Genomic DNA, 18,591 nt, shown 5'->3' on the forward strand with positions numbered 1-18,591 from the left:
TTGGCACTGTACTACACTGCAATCCTTGTTTTACCCGTCGGAGAAGATTGATGATCAAGTCGCGCGCTGCTGTCGCTTTTGAAGCCAAAAAGCCATTGGAGATCGTTGAAGTCGATGTCGCCATGCCCAAGGCGGGAGAAGTGCTGCTCAGAGTAGTGGCCTCCGGCGTCTGCCACACCGATGCCTATACCCTGTCCGGCGCTGACCCTGAAGGGATTTTCCCGTCGATCCTCGGCCACGAAGGCGGTGCGATTGTCGAAGCGGTGGGTGAGGGCGTGACCTCGGTGATGGTCGGCGACCACGTGATTCCGCTGTACACCCCGGAATGCCGTCAGTGCAAGTTCTGCCGCTCGGGCAAGACCAACCTGTGTCAGGCGATTCGTGCCACTCAGGGTAAAGGCCTGATGCCGGATGGCACCACGCGCTTTTCCTACAAGGGCGAGCCGATTTTCCACTACATGGGCACATCGACCTTCTCCGAGTACACCGTACTGCCGGAAATCTCGGTGGCTAAAATCGACAAGCAGGCACCGCTGGAAAAGGTCTGCCTGCTGGGTTGCGGTGTCACCACCGGTATCGGTGCGGTGCTCAACACCGCCAAGGTCAAGCCTGGCGATACCGTGGCCATCTTCGGCCTGGGCGGTATTGGCCTTTCGGCATTGATCGGTGCGGTCAAAGCCAAGGCAGCTCGAATCATTGCCATCGACATCAACCCGGCCAAGTTCGAAATCGCCAAACAGCTGGGCGCGACTGATTGCGTCAATCCGAAGGATTTCGACCGTCCGATCCAGGAAGTCATTGTCGACATGACCGATGGCGGCGTCGATTTCTCGTTTGAGTGCATCGGTAATGTGCAACTGATGCGTGCAGCGCTGGAATCCTGCCACAAGGGCTGGGGCGAGTCAGTCATCATCGGCGTGGCCGGTGCCGGTCAGGAAATCGCTACCCGTCCGTTCCAGCTGGTGACCGGGCGCGTCTGGCGCGGTTCGGCATTTGGTGGCGTGCGTGGTCGTACCGAATTGCCACGCTACGTGGACATGGCGCAGACCGGTGAAATCCCGCTGGATACGTTCATCACCCACACCATGGGCCTGGAAGACATCAACAAGGCATTCGACCTGATGCATGAAGGCAAAAGCATCCGCACGGTCATTCATTTTTAAGGAGCAGCGGCAGGCGCTCGGCCTCAAGCAGCAAGCAGGATGCTCTGGTCCATGCCTGCAGCCTGAGGCTTGACGCCTGCAACTGGAGGAAACCCTATGCCTTTGGAAAATATTTCCTGCCAAAAGAGTTTCGGCGGCTGGCACAAGCGCTACAAGCGTCATTCTCAAGTGCTCGGTTGCGACATGGTGTTTGCCGTCTACCTGCCGCCACAGGCGGAGCAGGGCGGCAAGCTGCCGGTGTTGTACTGGCTGTCCGGCCTGACCTGCACGGATGAGAACTTCATGCAGAAAGCAGCGGCCCATCGACTGGCGGCCGAGCTGGGCATCATCATCGTGGCGCCTGATACCAGTCCGCGCGGTGCCGACGTGGCAGATGACCCTGACGGCGCCTGGGACTTCGGTCAGGGCGCGGGCTTCTACCTTAACGCTACCGAGCAGCCTTACGCGCGGCATTACCAAATGCATGATTACGTGGTCAAGGAACTGCCGGCGTTGATCGAGGGGCATTTCCCGGCGTCGCAGGTGCGCAGTATCAGCGGCCACTCGATGGGCGGTCACGGCGCGCTGGTCTGCGCATTGCGCAATCCTGGCCGCTATCGCTCGGTGTCGGCGTTTTCGCCGATCAGTAATCCGATCGATTGCCCCTGGGGGCAAAAGGCATTCTCCCGTTATCTGGGCGAAGACCGTTCTCGCTGGCGCGAGTGGGATGCCAGCGTACTGATTGCGCAGGCGTCCGAAAAGCTGCCGACCCTGGTCGATCAGGGCGATCGTGATGATTTTCTGGTCAACCAGCTCAAACCCGAGGCGCTGGTTCAGGCGGCCAAGGCTTCGGATTACCCGCTGACCCTGCGCATGCAGCCAGGTTACGACCACAGCTATTTCTTCATCGCCAGCTTCATCGAAGACCATCTCAGGCATCACGCTGCAGCCTTGAACAGCTAACGCGCGCCAAAGCAGGTAGAATCACGCCCTGACTTTTTTCAGGGCGTTTTTTTATGCGTATTGGCCATGGCTATGATGTGCACCGTTTCGCTGAAGGCGACTTCATTACCTTGGGCGGCGTGCGGATTGCACACGGGTTCGGCCTGCTGGCCCATTCCGATGGCGATGTCCTGCTGCATGCCTTGAGCGACGCGCTTCTGGGCGCCGCAGCGCTGGGCGATATCGGCAAGCACTTTCCTGACACCGACCCGCAGTTCAAGGGCGCCGACAGCCGCGTGCTGCTGCGTCATGTCCTCACGCTGATCCATGGCAAAGGCTGGAAGGTCGGTAATGTCGACGCGACCATCGTCGCTCAGGCACCGAAAATGGCGCCGCATATCGATGCCATGCGTGCATTGATCGCCGAAGACCTTCAGGTTGAGCTGGATCAGGTCAACGTCAAGGCCACAACGACCGAAAAGCTTGGCTTTACCGGGCGTGAAGAAGGCATCGCGGTGCATGCCGTTGCGTTGTTGCTGCGCGCATGAATGAACTTGAACTGCTGGGCCCGCGAGCTTACGGCGATGCACTGGGGCGTGCAGTGCTCAAGGCGACTGCCGAAGACTTTCAGGTCGATGAAGTGCTGGACATTCCGCTTTCCGGGGATGGCGAGCACTTGTGGCTATGGGTCGAGAAACGCGGCCTGAACACGGAAGAGGCGGCGCGCCGGCTGGCCCGGGCTGCGGGCGTTCAGTTGCGCACAGTCAGCTACGCCGGTCTCAAGGATCGCCAGGCATTGACCCGTCAGTGGTTCAGTATTCAACTGCCGGGCAAGGCCGATCCTGATCTGTCTGCTGCGCAGGACGACACGCTGAAGATTCTCAAAAGCGGTCGTCACAAACGCAAGCTGCAACGTGGCGCCCATGCGGCCAATGGCTTCACCCTGCGTCTGACTCAGCTGGATGCAGACCAGGGCGCGTTGAATCAGCGCCTTGAAACCATTGCCCGGCAGGGCATCCCCAATTATTTTGGCTCGCAGCGTTTTGGCTATCAGGGCGGAAATCTTGGCGAGGCACGCGATTACGCCGCCCGCAAGGCACTGCCTGAGCAGCGCGCCGTGCGTTCGCGACTGTTGTCCACGGCGCGCAGTTACCTGTTCAACCGGGTGTTGGCCGCCCGGGTTGCCGATGGCAGCTGGCAGAAGGCTCAGGTCGGGGATTTGCTTGCGTTCACCGACAGTCGCAGTTTTTTCCCGGCCGGATTGGATGAATGCAGCGATCCTCGTCTGGCGATCCTCGATCTGCACCCCACCGGTCCTCAGTGGGGTGAAGGCCCTTCGCCAGCTGGCGGTGCGACGGCAGCGCTGGAAAATACCGTTGCCAATGACGAATCCGTGTTGCGTGACTGGCTGGTCAGAGCGGGCATGGAGCACGAACGTCGCATCCTGCGACTGCCCATTGGACGGCTGACGTGGCATTATCCCGAGTCTGACATTCTGCAACTGGAATTCGTCCTTCCGCCCGGATGCTTTGCGACCGTCTTGGTACGCGAACTCATCGATCTGGTGCCGGTTGGGCAGACGGACAGCTCATGCGTATTCTGATATCAAATGATGACGGGGTGAATGCGCCCGGTCTTGTCGCGCTCCATGCGGCGTTGGCGAACTACGCCGACTGCGTGGTGATTGCGCCTGATCAGGACAAAAGTGGTGCCAGCAGTTCTCTGACACTCGACCGGCCCTTGCATCCGCACACCCTGGAAAACGGCTTCATCAGTGTCAACGGTACGCCCACCGATTGTGTGCATCTGGGCATTCACGGGCTACTGGAGCGGCAACCGGACATGGTGGTTTCAGGCATTAACCTGGGGGCCAATCTGGGCGACGATGTACTGTATTCCGGAACGGTCGCCGCAGCGCTTGAAGGGCGTTTTCTGCAGCGCCCGTCGTTTGCCTTTTCGTTTCTGTCACGTCAGCCGGATAATCTGGCGACGGCGGCGCATTACGCGCGCTTGCTGGTCGAGGCCCATGAGCAACTCGACCTGCCACCCCGCACGGTATTGAACGTGAATATTCCCAACCTGCCGCTCGAGCACATCCGCGGCATTCAACTGACCCGATTGGGGCATCGTGCCCGCGCTGCGGCGCCGATCAAGGTCGTCGACCCGCGTGGCCGCGCTGGCTACTGGATCGCTGCTGCCGGTGATGTCGAGGACGGCGGCGCCGGGACCGACTTTCATGCGGTCGTACAAGGCTATGTATCGATCACGCCGTTGCAGCTGGATAGAACCTATCAGGACGGATTCAGCAGCCTGAACACCTGGCTGGAGGGGCTTCGTTGATGTCACGCGAGCAGGATGATTTATTGCGTCGAGGGATCGGAATGACATCGCAGCGTACCCGCGAGCGTCTGATTCAGCGCCTCTGTGAAGAGGGCATTTCCAACCAGCGGGTACTGGACGTCATTCGCAAGACGCCACGGCATCTGTTTGTCGATGAAGCGCTGGCGCATCGCGCCTACGAAGACACCGCATTGCCCATCGGTCACAACCAGACCATTTCCCAGCCTTACATGGTCGCGCGGATGAGCGAGCTGCTGCTGGCAGCCGGGCCGCTGGACAAGGTCATGGAGATCGGTACGGGGTCAGGCTATCAGACTGCTGTGCTGGCGCAGCTGGTAGAACGAGTGTTCTCGGTCGAGCGCATCAAGGTGCTTCAGGATCGCGCCAAGGAACGTCTGGTCGAGCTCAATCTGCGCAATGTGGTGTTCCGCTGGGGTGACGGCTGGGAAGGCTGGCCAGCCCTGGCGCCCTATAACGGCATCATCGTCACGGCGGTGGCAACCGATGTACCGCAGGCATTGCTCGATCAGCTGGCACCGGGAGGCCGTCTGGTCATTCCCGTGGGCTCGGGGGAGGTTCAGCAGTTGATGCTGATCATCCGTGAAGAACACGGTTTTTCCCGGCACGTGCTGGGGGCTGTGCGCTTCGTGCCATTGCTCAATGGACCCATCGCTTGAAGATTGTCTGCGGTAAACAATGAATTCTGGCGTCAGTCATCTGTCTACAGCGCGCGGCCCGGAATGTTGAGTGGCCTGATGGCATCATTTCCATGCAGCTGATTGATACTTAACAGCGTTTTTCAGCGGATATCACTGGCTGCCCGTCGCTATTACGGCACAATAGGCATCTTTTTTGAATTCAGTCACCAGTAAAGGGAGTGGCGGGTGAGTCTCACAGTCATTCAGCAGCTCAGGTCTTCAAGAAGTTATCAGCGTCTGGTGATTGGCATTGCTCTCAGTGTCCTTTTGGTCGGCTGCTCCAGCTCGCCCTCAGGCGGCGTTCGCGTCGTTGATCGCAACGGCAATGCCGTGGCCCAGCGCCCGACGGTGACCACTGGCCAATACGTGGTTAGGCGCGGTGACACACTTTTTTCCATTGCATTTCGTTACGGCTGGGACTGGAAGGCGCTGGCTGCCCGTAACCAGATCCCGGAGCCGTTTACCATCAAGCCTGGTCAGACAATTCGCTTTGACGGACGCTCCTCTTCAACACCGAGCGTGGTTTCAACGTCGAGCGCCGGGCGTCCAGTGACGTCCACGTCAACCACTACCAGCAGTTCCGGATCCGTCAAAACCACGGTCATGTCCAAGACTGTTGCGGTTGTACCTGTGGTTATACCTCCCTCGGCGACCACCGGGACAGGCCCGGCCGGCAAGTCCCCGACAGGTTGGACCTGGCCTTCGAGTGGCATTTTGATAGGAAAATTTTCCTCAAACGGCAGTTTGAATAAAGGAATTGATATCGCTGGTGATTTGGGACAGCCTGTTTTGGCAGCGTCTGATGGTTCAGTTGTTTACGCCGGAAGTGGATTACGGGGCTACGGCGAATTGATCATCATCAAACACAGCGATACCTACGTCAGTGCCTACGGTCATAACCGCAGGCTTTTGGTACGGGAAGGACAACAGGTCAAGGCAGGGCAGACGATTGCCGAAATGGGGTCAACAGGAACTGACCGGGTGAAACTGCATTTTGAGATTCGCCGCCAAGGGAAACCTGTAGATCCGTTAGGATTCTTGCCACGTCGTTGATAGTTGCCAGCCTGTTCCAGGCGTAATAGGAACAGGCTCAAGTGTTGCCATGGAACCAGGCGATGCTGGAGCTTGAGGTCGAACTCACCAAAGGACTAAAACAATGGCTCTTGGCAACGAAGCGCCGGAGTTTGACATCGATGATGAAGTGCTCCTTATGGAAGCCGGCATTGTCCTGAAGGAAGCGTCAAACGAGAAGCAGCCAGCCGCTGTCTCGGGACGTACCAAGGTCAAGCAATCAACATCGCTCAAACAACACAAGTACATTGACTACACGCGGGCGCTTGATGCTACCCAGCTGTACCTCAATGAAATCGGTTTTTCTCCTCTATTGTCCCCGGAAGAAGAAGTGCATTTTGCGCGTCTGTCGCAAAGTGGAGATCCGGCCGGGCGCAAACGCATGATTGAAAGCAATCTGCGGCTGGTAGTGAAAATTGCCAGACGTTATGTCAATCGTGGGCTGTCATTGCTTGATCTGATCGAGGAGGGCAACTTGGGGTTGATCAGGGCGGTTGAGAAGTTCGACCCGGAGCGCGGTTTTCGTTTCTCCACCTACGCCACCTGGTGGATTCGTCAGACCATTGAACGCGCGATCATGAATCAGACGCGGACCATCCGACTGCCGATTCATGTGGTCAAGGAGCTGAACGTTTATCTGCGTGCGGCCAGAGAGCTGACCCAGAAGCTGGATCACGAACCTTCTCCTGAAGAGATCGCCAACCTGCTGGAAAGACCGGTAGGCGAGGTCAAGCGCATGCTGGGCCTGAACGAGCGTGTTTCGTCAGTGGACGTTTCGCTGGGCCCGGATTCGGACAAGACGCTGCTCGATACCTTGACCGACGACCGTCCGACAGACCCCTGCGAGTTGCTGCAGGACGACGATCTCTCACAGAGTATCGATCAATGGCTGTCTGAACTGACCGAGAAGCAGCGCGAGGTGGTGATTCGCCGCTTCGGCTTGCGCGGGCATGAAAGCAGCACGCTTGAAGATGTAGGGCTTGAGATCGGCCTGACGCGTGAGCGTGTAAGGCAGATTCAGGTTGAAGGACTCAAGCGTCTGCGTGAGATCCTCGAGAAAAATGGTCTGTCTAGCGAATCCCTCTTCCAGTAATCCCCCCTCTGCAGCATCCATCTAGGGCCGATATAACACAGTGTGTGTATATCGGCCTTTTTATATGTCTTTCGTCATTTCAATATTGCTGCTCACGGGACCCGCCAATACGGTTTTGCCTGTTCAATCTCGCGGTCGGTGTACTTGGAAGGTTCAAAGCCTGTAAGTCATTGCGCACGCTTGCTGTAAGTCATTCAGGTAATCGAAGTAAGGCTAGTCGCCAATTTCACGGTTTTTTCGTTGCAAGGCTTTGTTTTTGAAAGGGTTTTAATCCTGTAAGACAATCGACCGGGAAATATTCTGGAGCGTTTCGGGTGTTGCTCTCCAGGGTTAAATCTCTAATATCGAAGCTGTGCCAACGGACAGGCACGGGCCATCAAGGATGACGGTCAAGGACATCGCGGGATGCGATTCATCAGGATGATGACAAGGGAATACAGGGATCAGGGAAAAACGTGGGCGGGTCATACCGCCCCTTTTTTTGTCTGCAGAAAAGCGCATTCAATAAAAAAGGCCCTCTTGAGGGCCTTTTGTCTGTCTGGAATCTAGCGTTCCAGATCAGCGATCTTGCCGGTTTTGCCATCCCACTCTGCCGCATCCGGCATAGCGTCTTTCTTTTCGGTGATATTGGGCCAGACTTCGGCAAGCTCGGCGTTGAGCTCGATGAAGTTTTCCATGCCGGCAGGGATCTCGTCTTCCGAGTAAATGGCTACGGCAGGGCACTCTGGCTCGCAGAGCGCGCAGTCGATGCACTCGTCCGGGTGGATCACCAGGAAATTCGGGCCTTCGTAAAAGCAGTCCACCGGACAGACTTCTACGCAGTCGGTGTACTTGCACTTGATGCAGTTGTCGGTGACGACGAAGGTCATTTCTAATTTTCTCCTCAGGCGGCTGCGGCAGAGCCCTTCCAGACAGGGGTGCCAGGTTCGGGAGGTTTCCCGGCCCTATGAAAACACGTGCTTTTGGTGGGTGGCCTTGAAGCCGTAAGACTGCGGCGTCTGCTACCTGTCCCTGCTACCTACCGATGGTTCGCTGCATTTTCACGCGGCTCGAAAAACGCCTCGACCAGGCTAAAAGCCGAGAGCGTCCCAAACCGCGCGGGATTCTAACAGTATGTAACGCTTCGCGTCACAGGCGAGTTTGCAATGTGTATAGCAAATCCAGCGCCTGCCGCGGGGTCATATCGTCGACCTTGACCTTCGACAGCTCGTCGAGCACCGGGTGCGGCAGACTTGCGAACATATCGCTCTGCTGCGGGACTGCGGGCTTGCCGGGTTTGGCGCGCGGCTGCTCGTGCGGCAGGCTGGTGGTTTCCAGACGCTGCAAGTGTTCCTTGGCGCGGCTGATGACCTTGCCCGGCACGCCGGCCAGTTGCGCCACGGCCAGGCCGTAGCTCTGACTCGCAGGCCCTGGCAGGACCCGGTGCAGGAACACGATGCGCTCATTATGCTCGGTGGCGTTGAGGTGCACATTGGTCACCAGCGGTTCGCTTTCCGGCAATACCGTCAGTTCGAAATAGTGCGTGGCGAACAGTGTATAGGCGCGCAGCTGCGCGAGGCACTCGGCTGCCGCCCAAGCCAGCGAAAGGCCGTCGAAAGTACTGGTGCCGCGCCCGACTTCGTCCATCAGCACCAGACTTTTATCGGTAGCGTTGTGCAGGATGTTTGCCGTTTCGCTCATTTCGACCATGAACGTCGAGCGTCCGCCCGCCAAGTCGTCGCTGGAGCCGATGCGGGTGAAGATTCGGTCGACCAGCGACAGTTCGCAGCTGGCAGCGGGCACGAAGCTGCCGATATGGGCCAGCAGCACGATCAGCGCCGTCTGACGCATATAGGTCGATTTACCGCCCATGTTCGGGCCGGTGATGACCAGCATGCGAGTGCTGTCGTCCAGCGCCAGGTCGTTGGCAACGAAAGGCGTGCTCAGAACCTGTTCCACCACCGGATGACGGCCTTGCTCGATGCGCATGCAGGGTTCGGCGACAAAGCGTGGGCAATTGAGGTCCAGATTCAGCGCGCGCTCCGCAAGGTTGCTCAGCACGTCCAGTTCGGCCAGCGCCGCCGCCGTATCCTGAAGCGGCGCAAGATGACCGATCAGGTCTTCGAGCAGCGTTTCGTAGAGCATCTTTTCCCGAGCCAAGGCGCGGCTCTTGGCCGACAACGCCTTGTCTTCGAACTCCTTGAGCTCGGGTGTGATAAAGCGCTCGGCGCCCTTCAGGGTCTGGCGGCGTATGTAATCAGCCGGCGCCTGCTCGGCCTGCTTGCTTGGCAGCTCGATAAAGTAGCCATGTACGCGGTTGTAGCCGACTTTCAGGTTGCCAAGACCGGTGCGGGCTTTTTCGCGGGCTTCCAGGTCGATCAGGAACTGGCCGGCGTTTTCGCTTAGCGACTGCAGATCATCCAGCTCAGCGTCGTAGCCAGTCTTCAAAACGCCACCGTCACGAATGACGGCTGGCGGGTTGTCGATGATCGCGCGCTGAAGCAGATCGGCCAGCTCGGGATAGGTGCTGGCGGTCTGCGCAAGTTGCTGCAGATGCGGCGCTTCCAGATCGGTCATCGCCTGTTGCAACTCGGGCAGGGCGCTCAGGGCGTCGCGCAGGCGAGCGAGGTCACGTGGCCGCGCGTTACGCAGGCCGATGCGCGCCAGAATCCGCTCGATGTCGCCGATTTCCTTGAGCTGTGGCTGCAGGTTTTCGAAGCGATAGCGTTCCAGAAAACAGGTGATCGACGTCTGGCGTGCCTGAAGGATGGTCAGGTCGCGCAATGGCCGGTTCAGCCAGCGGGTCAGCAACCGTGTCCCCATTGCGGTCTGGCAGCGGTCCATGACCGATTGCAGGGTGTTGTCACGGCCTCCGGACAGGTTGGTGTCCAGTTCCAGATTACGGCGACTGGCGGCATCGAGGATCACGGTATCGTCGAGACGTTCGTGACGCAGGCTGCGCAGATGGGGCAGGGCGGTACGCTGGGTTTCCTTGGCATAGCTCAGCAGGCAGCCGGCAGCACCGATGGCCAGCGTCAGGTTTTCGCAACCGAAACCCTTCAGGTCCTGGGTTGCAAACTGCTGACACAAACTTTTATGCGCTGAGTCGCGCTCGAAATCCCAAGGCGCGCGACGTCGAGAACCACGGCGCTTCTCGGCAGGCAGACCTTGTGGCCAGTCGTCCGGGATCAACAGCTCGACCGGGTTGATGCGCTCGAGCTCGGCCAGCAGGTTCTCCCAGCCCTTGATCTCCAGCACACTGAAGTTACCGCTGGTGATATCCAGTACCGCGAGGCCGAACAGGCGTTCGTCACCCAGCACGGCGGCGATCAGGTTATCGCGGCGCTCGTCGAGCAGGGCCTCATCGCTGATGGTCCCTGGCGTGATGATCCGCACCACCTGACGGTCCACCGGCCCCTTGCTGGTAGCCGGGTCGCCGATCTGCTCGCAGATCACCACCGATTCGCCCAGTTTCACCAGCTTGGCCAAATAACCCTCGGCGGCGTGGTAGGGAATCCCGCACATGGGAATGCTCTGACCTGCCGACTGGCCGCGTGCGGTCAGGGTTATATCGAGCAGCTTGGCGGCTTTCTTCGCATCTTCGTAGAAGATCTCGTAGAAATCGCCCATGCGATAAAACATCAGTTGATCCAGGTGCTGGTTTTTCAGTTTCCAGTACTGCTGCATCATCGGAGTGTGTGCGGAGAGGTCGGAAATTGCTTTATTCATCAGTGGCTTAGGCAAGTTCTTGAGAGGAGTGAGGCAACCTTGAGACGCGACGGGTGGCCCTTGTCTGAATCAAGGGGCGTCTGCCGGGTATGTGCGATGGCGGCAAGGTTATCACGCTCGACCGGGTGGTGCAGTGACCGCGTGGCTTCCCGCGTATTGGTGACCGGGCGTTTCCAGACAGCCATGCATCCCGATTTGGCGTATAGACTTTCATCGCTGCCACCCGATCACCGGGCGGCAACTTATAAAAAAGGATTTTTATATGAAGAACAAACGAGCAAGGGATTCTGTCAGCGGGCGCTTCATTCCTTTGGAAGAAGCCAGAAAAAGGCCGAGAGAAACCACGGTGGAAACGGTCAAAAAGCCCGGGCGCAGGAAAAATGACCAGTAAAGCAGCATGCTCAGCCCCGTTGCGCGGCAGGTGCACTGCCTCAGGATTCACCTTTACAGGCTTTCCAGCATGAACGATTACACCGAGGATGAGATAACCGGGCTTGCCGATACGCTTGGCAGGCTTCTGGGTGCAATGGGTGCGCAAGTGACCACTGCCGAATCCTGTACGGGGGGCGGAATAGCCGAAGCGATCACGCGCATTGCCGGCAGCTCGGCGTGGTTCGAAGCGGGCTACGTGACCTATTCGAATGCCCAGAAGACCCGTCAGTTAGGGGTACCCGAGGTGTTGTTCGCACAGGTCGGGGCGGTCAGTCAGCCGGTTGTCGAGGCCATGGTGCGAGGCGCGCAGCGTGAAAGCGGTGCACGATTCGCCGTCGCGGTCAGCGGTGTCGCGGGGCCTGGCGGCGGTTCGCCGGACAAACCGGTCGGTACTGTGTGGCTGTGCTGGGGCAAGGATGATGCGCTGATCGCCCGGCGTTGCTACTTCGATGGCGACCGTGATCAGGTCCGTCGACGGACGGTCGAAGCCGCGTTGCACGGGCTGATACAGCTTGCGCGCGGAGAAATGCCAAAACAGGGGTAGGCGCGCGCTCACTGCTGTGGAATAATACTGTCTACTTATACAGGTGTTGTGGCCATCAAGGCCCTAATTGAATTTGATTACGTGAGGACTTCAATGGACGACAACAAGAAGAAAGCCTTGGCTGCGGCCTTGGGTCAGATCGAGCGTCAGTTCGGTAAAGGCGCCGTGATGCGCATGGGCGATCATGATCGCCAGGCGATCCCTGCCATCTCCACCGGTTCGCTGGGTCTGGATATCGCACTCGGTATTGGCGGTCTGCCGAAAGGCCGGATCGTGGAAATCTACGGTCCTGAGTCTTCCGGTAAAACCACACTGACGCTGTCGGTCATCGCTCAGGCCCAGAAAATGGGCGCTACCTGTGCCTTTGTCGACGCCGAGCACGCACTGGATCCGGAATACGCCGGCAAGCTGGGCGTCAACGTCGACGACCTGCTGGTTTCGCAGCCGGACACCGGTGAGCAGGCGCTGGAAATCACCGACATGCTGGTGCGCTCCAATGCCATCGACGTGATCGTGGTCGACTCCGTTGCTGCGCTGGTGCCTAAGGCAGAGATCGAAGGCGAAATGGGTGATATGCACGTGGGTCTGCAGGCACGTCTGATGTCGCAGGCGCTGCGCAAGATCACCGGTAACATCAAGAACGCCAATTGCCTGGTGATCTTCATCAACCAGATCCGCATGAAGATCGGCGTGATGTTTGGCAGCCCGGAAACCACTACCGGTGGTAACGCGCTGAAGTTCTACGCTTCGGTACGTCTGGACATCCGCCGTACAGGCGCGGTCAAGGAAGGTGATGAAGTTGTCGGCAGCGAAACCCGCGTCAAGGTCGTGAAGAACAAGGTGGCTCCGCCGTTCCGTCAGGCCGAGTTCCAGATTCTCTACGGCAAGGGTATCTACCTGAATGGCGAAATCGTCGATCTGGCCGTTCTGCATGGTTTTGTCGAGAAGTCCGGCGCCTGGTACAGCTACCAGGGCAGCAAGATCGGTCAGGGTAAGGCCAACTCGGCCAAGTTCCTGGCAGATAACCCGGAAATCTGCAAAGCGCTCGAGAAGCAGATCCGCGACAAGTTGCTGACCCCTGGCGTCGATACCAAGGCTGTCGGCTCACGTGAAGCAGTGGCTGCCGATGATATGTCTGAAGCAGATGTCGATATCTGATAGCCATGCCTGCCGTACTCGATACACCCGTCGCCATCCGGCGCACTGCAATGGACCTGCTCGCACGTCGCGAGCACGGTCGAGTCGAGCTGACGCGTAAACTGCGTCAGCGCGGCGCTCCCCCCGAGCTTATCGATGCAGCCCTTGATCGTCTGGTCGAGGAAGGTCTGCTCTCTGAATCCCGTTACCTCGAAAGCTTCGTTTCTTACCGGGCACGTTCGGGCTACGGTCCTGTTCGTATTCGCGAAGAGCTGGGTCAGCGAGGCTTGCAACGTGCCGACATTGAGCAGGCGCTCAGGGAGTGCGGCGTTGATTGGCAGGAGAAGCTTCACGAGCTCTGGCAGCGCAAGTTTGCCGGTGCCCTGCCTGTCGATGCGCGCGAGCGGGCCAAGCAGGGGCGTTTTCTGAGTTATCGCGGCTATCCGCTGGAAATGATCGGCCGCTTGTTAAGCGGCCGTGGCGGGGATGACTGATATATCCGGGCGCTTACTGTGGCGCCCGATTCCGAGCTGCGTCCCTTGTCACTGAAGCGTCTTCCCAGTTTTCCTGTTGATTGATGTAATCCACCAGTTCCCGAAGCCTGCCCTGATTGCGTCCTGTGAAGGTGAACGCCAGTCGTGTCAGGTGACTGAATTGCGCTTCATCGTGCTCTTCGCCCTGATAACTGTGCTGATGAAAGTTTTCATTGATGCACAGGTCAGCGAACGCTTCCTGCATGTGCTCCAGGGCCTGTTCGTTCAGCGCATGATGCATACGGATCACGAACTTGTTTTTCAGCCAGCGGCTGGAATGGAAGTTCGCATAAAACCGGTTGATCTCTTCCACCGCTTCATCGGCGCTGTAAACCAGTCTCATCAGCTTCATGTCGGCTGGCAAAATGTAGTGATTGTCCTGCAACTGATGCTTGATGAAGTCCAGTGCACCTTGCCAGAAACTTCCGCCAGGCGTATCCAGCAATACAACAGGCACCAACGGGCTTTTGCCGGTTTGTATCAATGTCAGCACTTCCAGGGCTTCATCCAGAGTTCCGAAGCCGCCGGGGCATAGCACCAGCGCGTCGGCTTCCTTGACGAAGAACAGCTTGCGCGTAAAGAAGAAGTGAAAGGGCAGCAGGTTTTCGCTGCCCTCAACTGTCGGATTGGCGTGCTGTTCGAAGGGCAGGGTAATGTTGAACCCAAGGCTGTGTTTCAAGCCTGCACCGGCATGGGCTGCCGCCATGATGCCGCCGCCTGCGCCGGTGATGACCATCATGTCGGAGCGGGCCAGCTTTTCACCCAGCTCTCTGGCCTGTGCGTACAGCGGATGCTCCGTCGGTGTGCGAGCGGAGCCGAATACAGTGACTTTGCGGCGGCCCTTGAAACGCTCGAGCACCCGAAAGGCCTTGTCCAGTTCGCGCAGGGTTTGCAGCGTTATCTTGACGTCCCAGCGGTTGCGGTCATCCTGGGCCATGCGCAACACCGTGAGCATCATGTCGCGGTACAGCGGCAGGTTTTTCGTGCCCGGAGCCACCTCATTGATGTGCTCTTCAATCTGGCTGGTCAGGTCGAGACCGTCGCGTTGGAAGTGTCGGGATAGAAGATCGTCAGGTACATACGGCATTCGGGATTTTTCCTCCTGCTGGATCAATGGCCCGATGGGGCGTGTTGAATCGATGATGTCCCGGTTTGCAGCGAAAGGCTACCCATTCCCTGTTCATTGCCAGGGTGGATTAGTTGCAGGAAGTCTTGAGAGTTGCTCGACTGACGCGCCTGAGGGACAGGCGCGCGGGGGAGGTTACATGTCGGATATGGCTTATTGCTTGGGTTTTACAGTGCAGTCGGAAGCCTGAAAGGTTTGCGTCGCAACCGGGCGGTTGGTCTTGTACTCAGTGAACTGATACTTGAGGACGGCACCCTTGGTCATCAACTGGCGGAAACCATTGTTGTGGCAAACGCTGTTGCCCAACTGGTTGCGCATCACGTCCGGATTGGCGCGCATCTGCTGAGCCTGGCCTTCACGAACGCTCAAGTGGTTAATCAACTGGTTGCCGGTGACGGTGTAGCCCTGATCGAGGATGTCTTCGTTGATCGCTCTCGGCGTGCCGACACTGCTTTCCTTAGCGACTTTTTCCAGCATCTTGCTGAGTTCGAACTCCTGTTTCGACGCCGCCTGGGCGCACAGTGGAGCAACGAGCAAAAGCGTAAGGGTGGGTACGATAAGGCGCAGCATTAAACTCTCCTGGTTAAGTAACTGGCCGTTGGACCAGCGACTTCAAAGTGCGTTCCGGGCAGCCCACCGATAGCGCGGGGTGCGATGCCGCAGCAGTATAGAGCAGGAGCCTTCATCGGGCCTAGGCTCTGTACGAAAACAGGCCTGCGGACCGAAAGCGCGTTGAAGTGCCGGGGCTCTGATAAACTGCGCGGACTTTAATCCTGCCGAGTCTTTGTGGTGTCGATGTCTTTCCCCCGCAGGCGTGTCCTGTAATGAGCCATGCCGTTTCCCGCCTGCGCGATGAGCGCCTGGCCCGCAGTACCAGGCCTTTTATTGCCCGAGGCTCGCGCGCGCCGCGCTGCCCGGATTGCCGGGTGATTTCCAGCTATTGCCTGTGCGAATGGCGACCCAGCGTCGCTGCCGAGTCAGGCATCTGCCTGCTGATGTATGACACCGAGCCCTTGAAACCGACCAACACCGGCTGGCTGATCGCCGACGTCATCAAGGACACTCATGCCTTTCTCTGGTCGCGGATAGAGGTCGATGAGCAATTGCTCGCCTTGCTGGATGACCCGCAGTGGCAGCCTTACATCGTTTTTCCCGGTGAGTTTGTTGCCGAGGACCGCGTGGTGAATAAGGTTTCGCGCCTGGATGGCAAGCGCCCGCTGTTCATTCTGCTGGATGCCACCTGGACCGAAGCACGCAAGATGTTTCGCAAGAGCCCTTATCTGGAGCGTTTTCCAGTATTGAGTCTGGAGCCCGAGCAGATCTCGCGCTACCGTTTGCGTCGATCAAGGCGCGACGATCACTTCTGCACGGCGGAAGTGGCCGCCCTGTGTCTGGAGCTGGCCGGTGATGCCAGCGCCAGCGGAGTGCTGGATGCTTATCTGGACGTGTTCAGCGCTCATTATCTGGGCGCCAAGTATCAGAATCCGATTGATCCCGACGACGTGGCGCATACCCATTTGAAAGCGTTCATTTGAAGGCTGTTCATAACAAGGGGCTGCCGAAGTCCACTGGTTTGGCTAATTGCCATCTATGTTCTCGGGTATCGACGCTTCGTGCTTGACCGTCATGGCCATGCTGGGCATGCTTGGCGCCGCCTGGAAGCCGATTCATCTGGTCTGGCATTGCGCCGGCGCCCGTTTTGGGTTGCGCACTGCGCGTTCGCCAGCCTCGCTGGGTGGCCGATTCGTCGGTCCCTCACTATAAAAACAGGATCATTACATGACCTACGATATCCTGATCGCCGATGATCATCCCCTGTTTCGCAGTGCGCTGCATCAGGCGCTGAGCATCGGTCTGGGGCCTGACGCACGGCTGGTCGAGGCAGAAAGCATTGCCCAGCTTGAGTCGCGCCTGGCGGAGAAGGCTGATTGGGATCTGGTTCTGCTGGACCTGAACATGCCAGGGGCCTATGGCTTCTCCGGGCTGGTCTTGTTGCGTGGCCAGTACCCGCAGATACCGGTGGTGATGGTCTCGGCGCAGGAAGAAGCCTCCATCGTGGTGCGCTCCAGAGAGTTTGGTGCCAGTGGCTTCATTCCCAAATCCAGCTCGCTGGAAGTCATTCAGCAGGCGGTACGCACGGTGCTCGATGGTGACGTCTGGTGGCCACCGCAGGTCAATGAAGTGATCAGTGTTTCAGACGAGGCAAAGGCTGCCAGCGCAGGCCTTGCCAGCCTGACGCCGCAGCAGTTTCGAGTGTTGACGATGGTTTGTGAAGGCTTGCTGAACAAGCAGATTGCTTCCGAACTCAGCGTGTCCGAAGCCACCATCAAGGCTCATGTCACGGCGATTTTCCGCAAGCTTGGCGTACGCACGCGCACCCAGGCAGCATTGTTGTTACAGCAGCTTGAGTCCATTTCGTCCAGCTGACGGCTTTCAGGTTCCAGTATTCACGCTTTTTTGACCTTTATTGCCTTAGCTTTCCTCATCTTTTTACACAGCAGCCTCTCTATGTCGCCCTTCAAAGGCCAAACCGGTCTGAAACGTATTCTTAATGCCGCAGGTTATTCACTGGACGGTTTATGCGCTGCCTTCAAAGGTGAAGCGGCTTTCCGTCAGTTGGTACTGCTCAACGTGGTTCTGGTCCCGCTGTCGTTTTTTCTGCACGTCAGCAAGGGTGAGCATGCCCTGCTGGTTGCCGTGTGCCTGCTGGCGCTGATCGTCGAGCTGCTCAACTCGGCCGTAGAGGCGGCCATTGACCGCATCTCGCTGGACCTGCACCCGCTGTCCAAGAACGCCAAGGACATGGGCAGCGCTGCCCAGTTCATCGCTCTGAGCATGATCGGTCTGGTGTGGGCAATCATTCTGCTGGGCTGATGCCTTTCGATACAGACGCGTCAATACAGGCTTGGCAGCACGATTTCGTCGCTGCGCTGAACTCCGGCGGTGAATGCGCGGCACAGCTCAAGAAACTCGCGCATGGCTGAGGTCTGGTATTTCTGTTTGTGCCAGATGAAATAGAACTGCCTGGCCAGGTCCAGCTCGGGCGTGGCCAGCTCCACCAGATTGCCGCGACGAAAGGCATCGCGCAGCGCCAGTCTGGAGATGCAGCCAATGCCCAGCCCGGATTCGACTGCACGTTTGATCGCTTCGGTGTGCTCAAGCTCCAGCCGGACATTCAGCCCGTTACGGTGATGACGCATCGCCTGATCGAACGTCAAGCGCGTGCCCGAGCCTTGTTCCCGAAGGATCCAGGCTTCGTGGGTCAACTCTTCCAGCGTTACCTGAGCGCGTTTGGCCAGCGGATGCTGCGGGGCACAGAACACCACAAGTTCGTCTTCGACCCAGGATTGCACTTCGATATCCGGGTGGCTGCAATCGCCTTCGATGAGGCCCAGATCGATCTCGTAGTGAGCGACCTGTTGCACGATATGCGCGGTGTTCTGGACATGCAGCTTGACCTGGCTTTCCGGGTGGCGCTGCATGTAGCCGCCTATCAGCAGGGTTGCGAGGTAATTGCCGATCGTCAGCGTGGCTCCGACCGCCAGTGAGCCGAAGCCTGATTTGCCATTGAGCAGGTCTTCGATTTCCTTGGCTTGATCGAGCAGTGCGACGGCTTGCGGCAGCAATTGCCTGCCAGTGGCGTTGAGGCTGAGCCGCTTGCCGGCGCGGTCAAACAGCTGGCAGCTCGATTGGCGCTCCAGCTCGGTGATGGAGGTGCTGGCAGCCGACTGCGAAAGCGAAAGCAGTACCGCGGCTTTGGAGACGCTTTCCTGCCGGGCGACGGCCACAAATACCTGGAGCTGACGGAGAGTAAATCGCATATCT

20 protein-coding genes are annotated in these 18,591 nt (G+C 58.3%); 15 read left to right on the forward strand and 5 right to left on the reverse strand.

Annotation, left to right across the window (positions count from 1 at the left end; translation table 11 throughout):
- Window positions 1-50 precede the first annotated feature (50 nt).
- The 8 genes from PCPL58_RS09140 to rpoS all read left to right on the forward strand — a co-directional run bounded on the left by PCPL58_RS09140 (window position 51) and on the right by rpoS (window position 7,286).
- Window positions 51-1,163 (forward strand): S-(hydroxymethyl)glutathione dehydrogenase/class III alcohol dehydrogenase, encoded by a 1,113-nt coding sequence (locus PCPL58_RS09140; protein ID WP_065349271.1) that lies wholly within the window; start codon window positions 51-53, stop codon window positions 1,161-1,163.
- A gap of 96 nt (window positions 1,164-1,259) precedes the next feature.
- Window positions 1,260-2,105, forward strand: a complete 846-nt coding sequence (gene fghA, locus PCPL58_RS09145) for an S-formylglutathione hydrolase (protein ID WP_065349272.1) — start codon at window positions 1,260-1,262, stop codon at window positions 2,103-2,105.
- A 53-nt stretch (window positions 2,106-2,158) separates the two neighbouring features.
- The gene (ispF, locus tag PCPL58_RS09150) at window positions 2,159-2,632 is read left to right on the forward strand and encodes a 2-C-methyl-D-erythritol 2,4-cyclodiphosphate synthase (RefSeq protein ID WP_003364807.1); all 474 of its coding nucleotides are present in this window, start codon (window positions 2,159-2,161) and stop codon (window positions 2,630-2,632) included.
- Entirely contained in the window at window positions 2,629-3,687 is a 1,059-nt protein-coding gene (truD, locus tag PCPL58_RS09155; protein ID WP_065349273.1) for a tRNA pseudouridine(13) synthase TruD, read from the forward strand. The genes ispF and truD overlap by 4 nt, the downstream gene beginning before the upstream one ends.
- On the forward strand, window positions 3,675-4,424 hold the full coding sequence (surE, locus tag PCPL58_RS09160; RefSeq protein WP_003364800.1) for a 5'/3'-nucleotidase SurE: 750 nt from the start codon (window positions 3,675-3,677) through the stop codon (window positions 4,422-4,424). The genes truD and surE overlap by 13 nt, the downstream gene beginning before the upstream one ends.
- 41 nt (window positions 4,425-4,465) lie before the next feature.
- Window positions 4,466-5,101 (forward strand): protein-L-isoaspartate(D-aspartate) O-methyltransferase, encoded by a 636-nt coding sequence (locus PCPL58_RS09165; RefSeq protein ID WP_003364797.1) that lies wholly within the window; start codon window positions 4,466-4,468, stop codon window positions 5,099-5,101.
- 207 nt (window positions 5,102-5,308) lie between these two features.
- Window positions 5,309-6,175 (forward strand): peptidoglycan DD-metalloendopeptidase family protein, encoded by an 867-nt coding sequence (locus PCPL58_RS09170; RefSeq protein WP_065349274.1) that lies wholly within the window; start codon window positions 5,309-5,311, stop codon window positions 6,173-6,175.
- Window positions 6,176-6,278: 103 nt separating this feature from the next.
- Entirely contained in the window at window positions 6,279-7,286 is a 1,008-nt protein-coding gene (gene rpoS, locus PCPL58_RS09175; protein ID WP_003364793.1) for an RNA polymerase sigma factor RpoS, read from the forward strand.
- A 545-nt stretch (window positions 7,287-7,831) separates the two neighbouring features.
- Here rpoS and fdxA read toward each other — a convergent pair.
- Both fdxA and mutS read right to left on the reverse strand, forming a co-directional pair.
- Entirely contained in the window at window positions 7,832-8,155 is a 324-nt protein-coding gene (gene fdxA, locus PCPL58_RS09180) for a ferredoxin FdxA (RefSeq protein WP_002554692.1), read from the reverse strand.
- 259 nt (window positions 8,156-8,414) lie between these two features.
- Window positions 8,415-10,982, reverse strand: coding sequence for a DNA mismatch repair protein MutS (gene mutS / locus PCPL58_RS09185; RefSeq protein WP_161937152.1), 2,568 nt, complete (start codon window positions 10,980-10,982; stop codon window positions 8,415-8,417).
- Between the two features lie 153 nt (window positions 10,983-11,135).
- Between mutS and PCPL58_RS30780 the strand changes: the two genes are divergently transcribed.
- The 4 genes from PCPL58_RS30780 to recX all read left to right on the forward strand — a co-directional run bounded on the left by PCPL58_RS30780 (window position 11,136) and on the right by recX (window position 13,601).
- Entirely contained in the window at window positions 11,136-11,378 is a 243-nt protein-coding gene (locus tag PCPL58_RS30780) for a damage-inducible protein CinA (RefSeq protein WP_157893895.1), read from the forward strand.
- A gap of 76 nt (window positions 11,379-11,454) precedes the next feature.
- Window positions 11,455-11,970 (forward strand): CinA family protein, encoded by a 516-nt coding sequence (locus PCPL58_RS09190; protein WP_065349275.1) that lies wholly within the window; start codon window positions 11,455-11,457, stop codon window positions 11,968-11,970.
- Window positions 11,971-12,063: 93 nt separating this feature from the next.
- A complete protein-coding gene (gene recA / locus PCPL58_RS09195) occupies window positions 12,064-13,128 on the forward strand; it encodes a recombinase RecA (RefSeq protein ID WP_002554688.1) in 1,065 nt (354 codons plus the stop codon).
- A 5-nt stretch (window positions 13,129-13,133) separates the two neighbouring features.
- Window positions 13,134-13,601, forward strand: coding sequence for a recombination regulator RecX (gene recX / locus PCPL58_RS09200; protein ID WP_065349276.1), 468 nt, complete (start codon window positions 13,134-13,136; stop codon window positions 13,599-13,601).
- Window positions 13,602-13,614: 13 nt separating this feature from the next.
- Here recX and PCPL58_RS09205 read toward each other — a convergent pair whose 3' ends face one another.
- Both PCPL58_RS09205 and PCPL58_RS09210 read right to left on the reverse strand, forming a co-directional pair.
- Window positions 13,615-14,727, reverse strand: a complete 1,113-nt coding sequence (locus PCPL58_RS09205; RefSeq protein WP_065349277.1) for an LOG family protein — start codon at window positions 14,725-14,727, stop codon at window positions 13,615-13,617.
- 192 nt (window positions 14,728-14,919) lie between these two features.
- Window positions 14,920-15,336, reverse strand: a complete 417-nt coding sequence (locus tag PCPL58_RS09210) for a quorum-sensing-regulated virulence factor family protein (protein ID WP_003364781.1) — start codon at window positions 15,334-15,336, stop codon at window positions 14,920-14,922.
- A 254-nt stretch (window positions 15,337-15,590) separates the two neighbouring features.
- On the opposite strand from PCPL58_RS09210, the gene PCPL58_RS09215 reads away from it, so the two are divergent.
- From PCPL58_RS09215 to PCPL58_RS09225, 3 genes are all read left to right on the forward strand, one after another.
- Window positions 15,591-16,301, forward strand: a complete 711-nt coding sequence (locus tag PCPL58_RS09215) for a tRNA-uridine aminocarboxypropyltransferase (RefSeq protein WP_003433338.1) — start codon at window positions 15,591-15,593, stop codon at window positions 16,299-16,301.
- Window positions 16,302-16,545: 244 nt separating this feature from the next.
- Complete coding sequence (erdR, locus tag PCPL58_RS09220; protein ID WP_003433336.1) at window positions 16,546-17,193, forward strand: response regulator transcription factor ErdR; 648 nt, start codon at window positions 16,546-16,548, stop codon at window positions 17,191-17,193.
- A gap of 81 nt (window positions 17,194-17,274) precedes the next feature.
- Window positions 17,275-17,640, forward strand: coding sequence for a diacylglycerol kinase (locus tag PCPL58_RS09225; protein WP_003364775.1), 366 nt, complete (start codon window positions 17,275-17,277; stop codon window positions 17,638-17,640).
- 20 nt (window positions 17,641-17,660) lie between these two features.
- On the opposite strand, the gene PCPL58_RS09230 is transcribed toward PCPL58_RS09225, so the two are convergent.
- Entirely contained in the window at window positions 17,661-18,587 is a 927-nt protein-coding gene (locus PCPL58_RS09230; protein WP_003339525.1) for a LysR family transcriptional regulator, read from the reverse strand.
- Window positions 18,588-18,591 lie beyond the last annotated feature (4 nt).

The sequence above is a fragment of the Pseudomonas cerasi genome, from assembly GCF_900074915.1.
GTDB lineage: Bacteria > Pseudomonadota > Gammaproteobacteria > Pseudomonadales > Pseudomonadaceae > Aquipseudomonas > Aquipseudomonas cerasi.

Coding starts and splice junctions, on each gene's coding strand:
- PCPL58_RS09140 (WP_065349271.1), top strand. CDS start 51: ATGATCAAGTCGCGCGCTGCTGTCGCTTTTGAAGCCAAAAAGCCATTG.
- fghA (WP_065349272.1), top strand. CDS start 1,260: ATGCCTTTGGAAAATATTTCCTGCCAAAAGAGTTTCGGCGGCTGGCAC.
- ispF (WP_003364807.1), top strand. CDS start 2,159: ATGCGTATTGGCCATGGCTATGATGTGCACCGTTTCGCTGAAGGCGAC.
- truD (WP_065349273.1), top strand. CDS start 2,629: ATGAATGAACTTGAACTGCTGGGCCCGCGAGCTTACGGCGATGCACTG.
- surE (WP_003364800.1), top strand. CDS start 3,675: ATGCGTATTCTGATATCAAATGATGACGGGGTGAATGCGCCCGGTCTT.
- PCPL58_RS09165 (WP_003364797.1), top strand. CDS start 4,466: ATGACATCGCAGCGTACCCGCGAGCGTCTGATTCAGCGCCTCTGTGAA.
- rpoS (WP_003364793.1), top strand. CDS start 6,279: ATGGCTCTTGGCAACGAAGCGCCGGAGTTTGACATCGATGATGAAGTG.
- fdxA (WP_002554692.1), bottom strand. CDS start 8,155: ATGACCTTCGTCGTCACCGACAACTGCATCAAGTGCAAGTACACCGAC.
- PCPL58_RS09190 (WP_065349275.1), top strand. CDS start 11,455: ATGAACGATTACACCGAGGATGAGATAACCGGGCTTGCCGATACGCTT.
- recA (WP_002554688.1), top strand. CDS start 12,064: ATGGACGACAACAAGAAGAAAGCCTTGGCTGCGGCCTTGGGTCAGATC.
- recX (WP_065349276.1), top strand. CDS start 13,134: ATGCCTGCCGTACTCGATACACCCGTCGCCATCCGGCGCACTGCAATG.
- PCPL58_RS09205 (WP_065349277.1), bottom strand. CDS start 14,727: ATGCCGTATGTACCTGACGATCTTCTATCCCGACACTTCCAACGCGAC.
- PCPL58_RS09210 (WP_003364781.1), bottom strand. CDS start 15,336: ATGCTGCGCCTTATCGTACCCACCCTTACGCTTTTGCTCGTTGCTCCA.
- PCPL58_RS09215 (WP_003433338.1), top strand. CDS start 15,591: ATGAGCCATGCCGTTTCCCGCCTGCGCGATGAGCGCCTGGCCCGCAGT.
- erdR (WP_003433336.1), top strand. CDS start 16,546: ATGACCTACGATATCCTGATCGCCGATGATCATCCCCTGTTTCGCAGT.
- PCPL58_RS09225 (WP_003364775.1), top strand. CDS start 17,275: ATGTCGCCCTTCAAAGGCCAAACCGGTCTGAAACGTATTCTTAATGCC.
- PCPL58_RS09230 (WP_003339525.1), bottom strand. CDS start 18,587: ATGCGATTTACTCTCCGTCAGCTCCAGGTATTTGTGGCCGTCGCCCGG.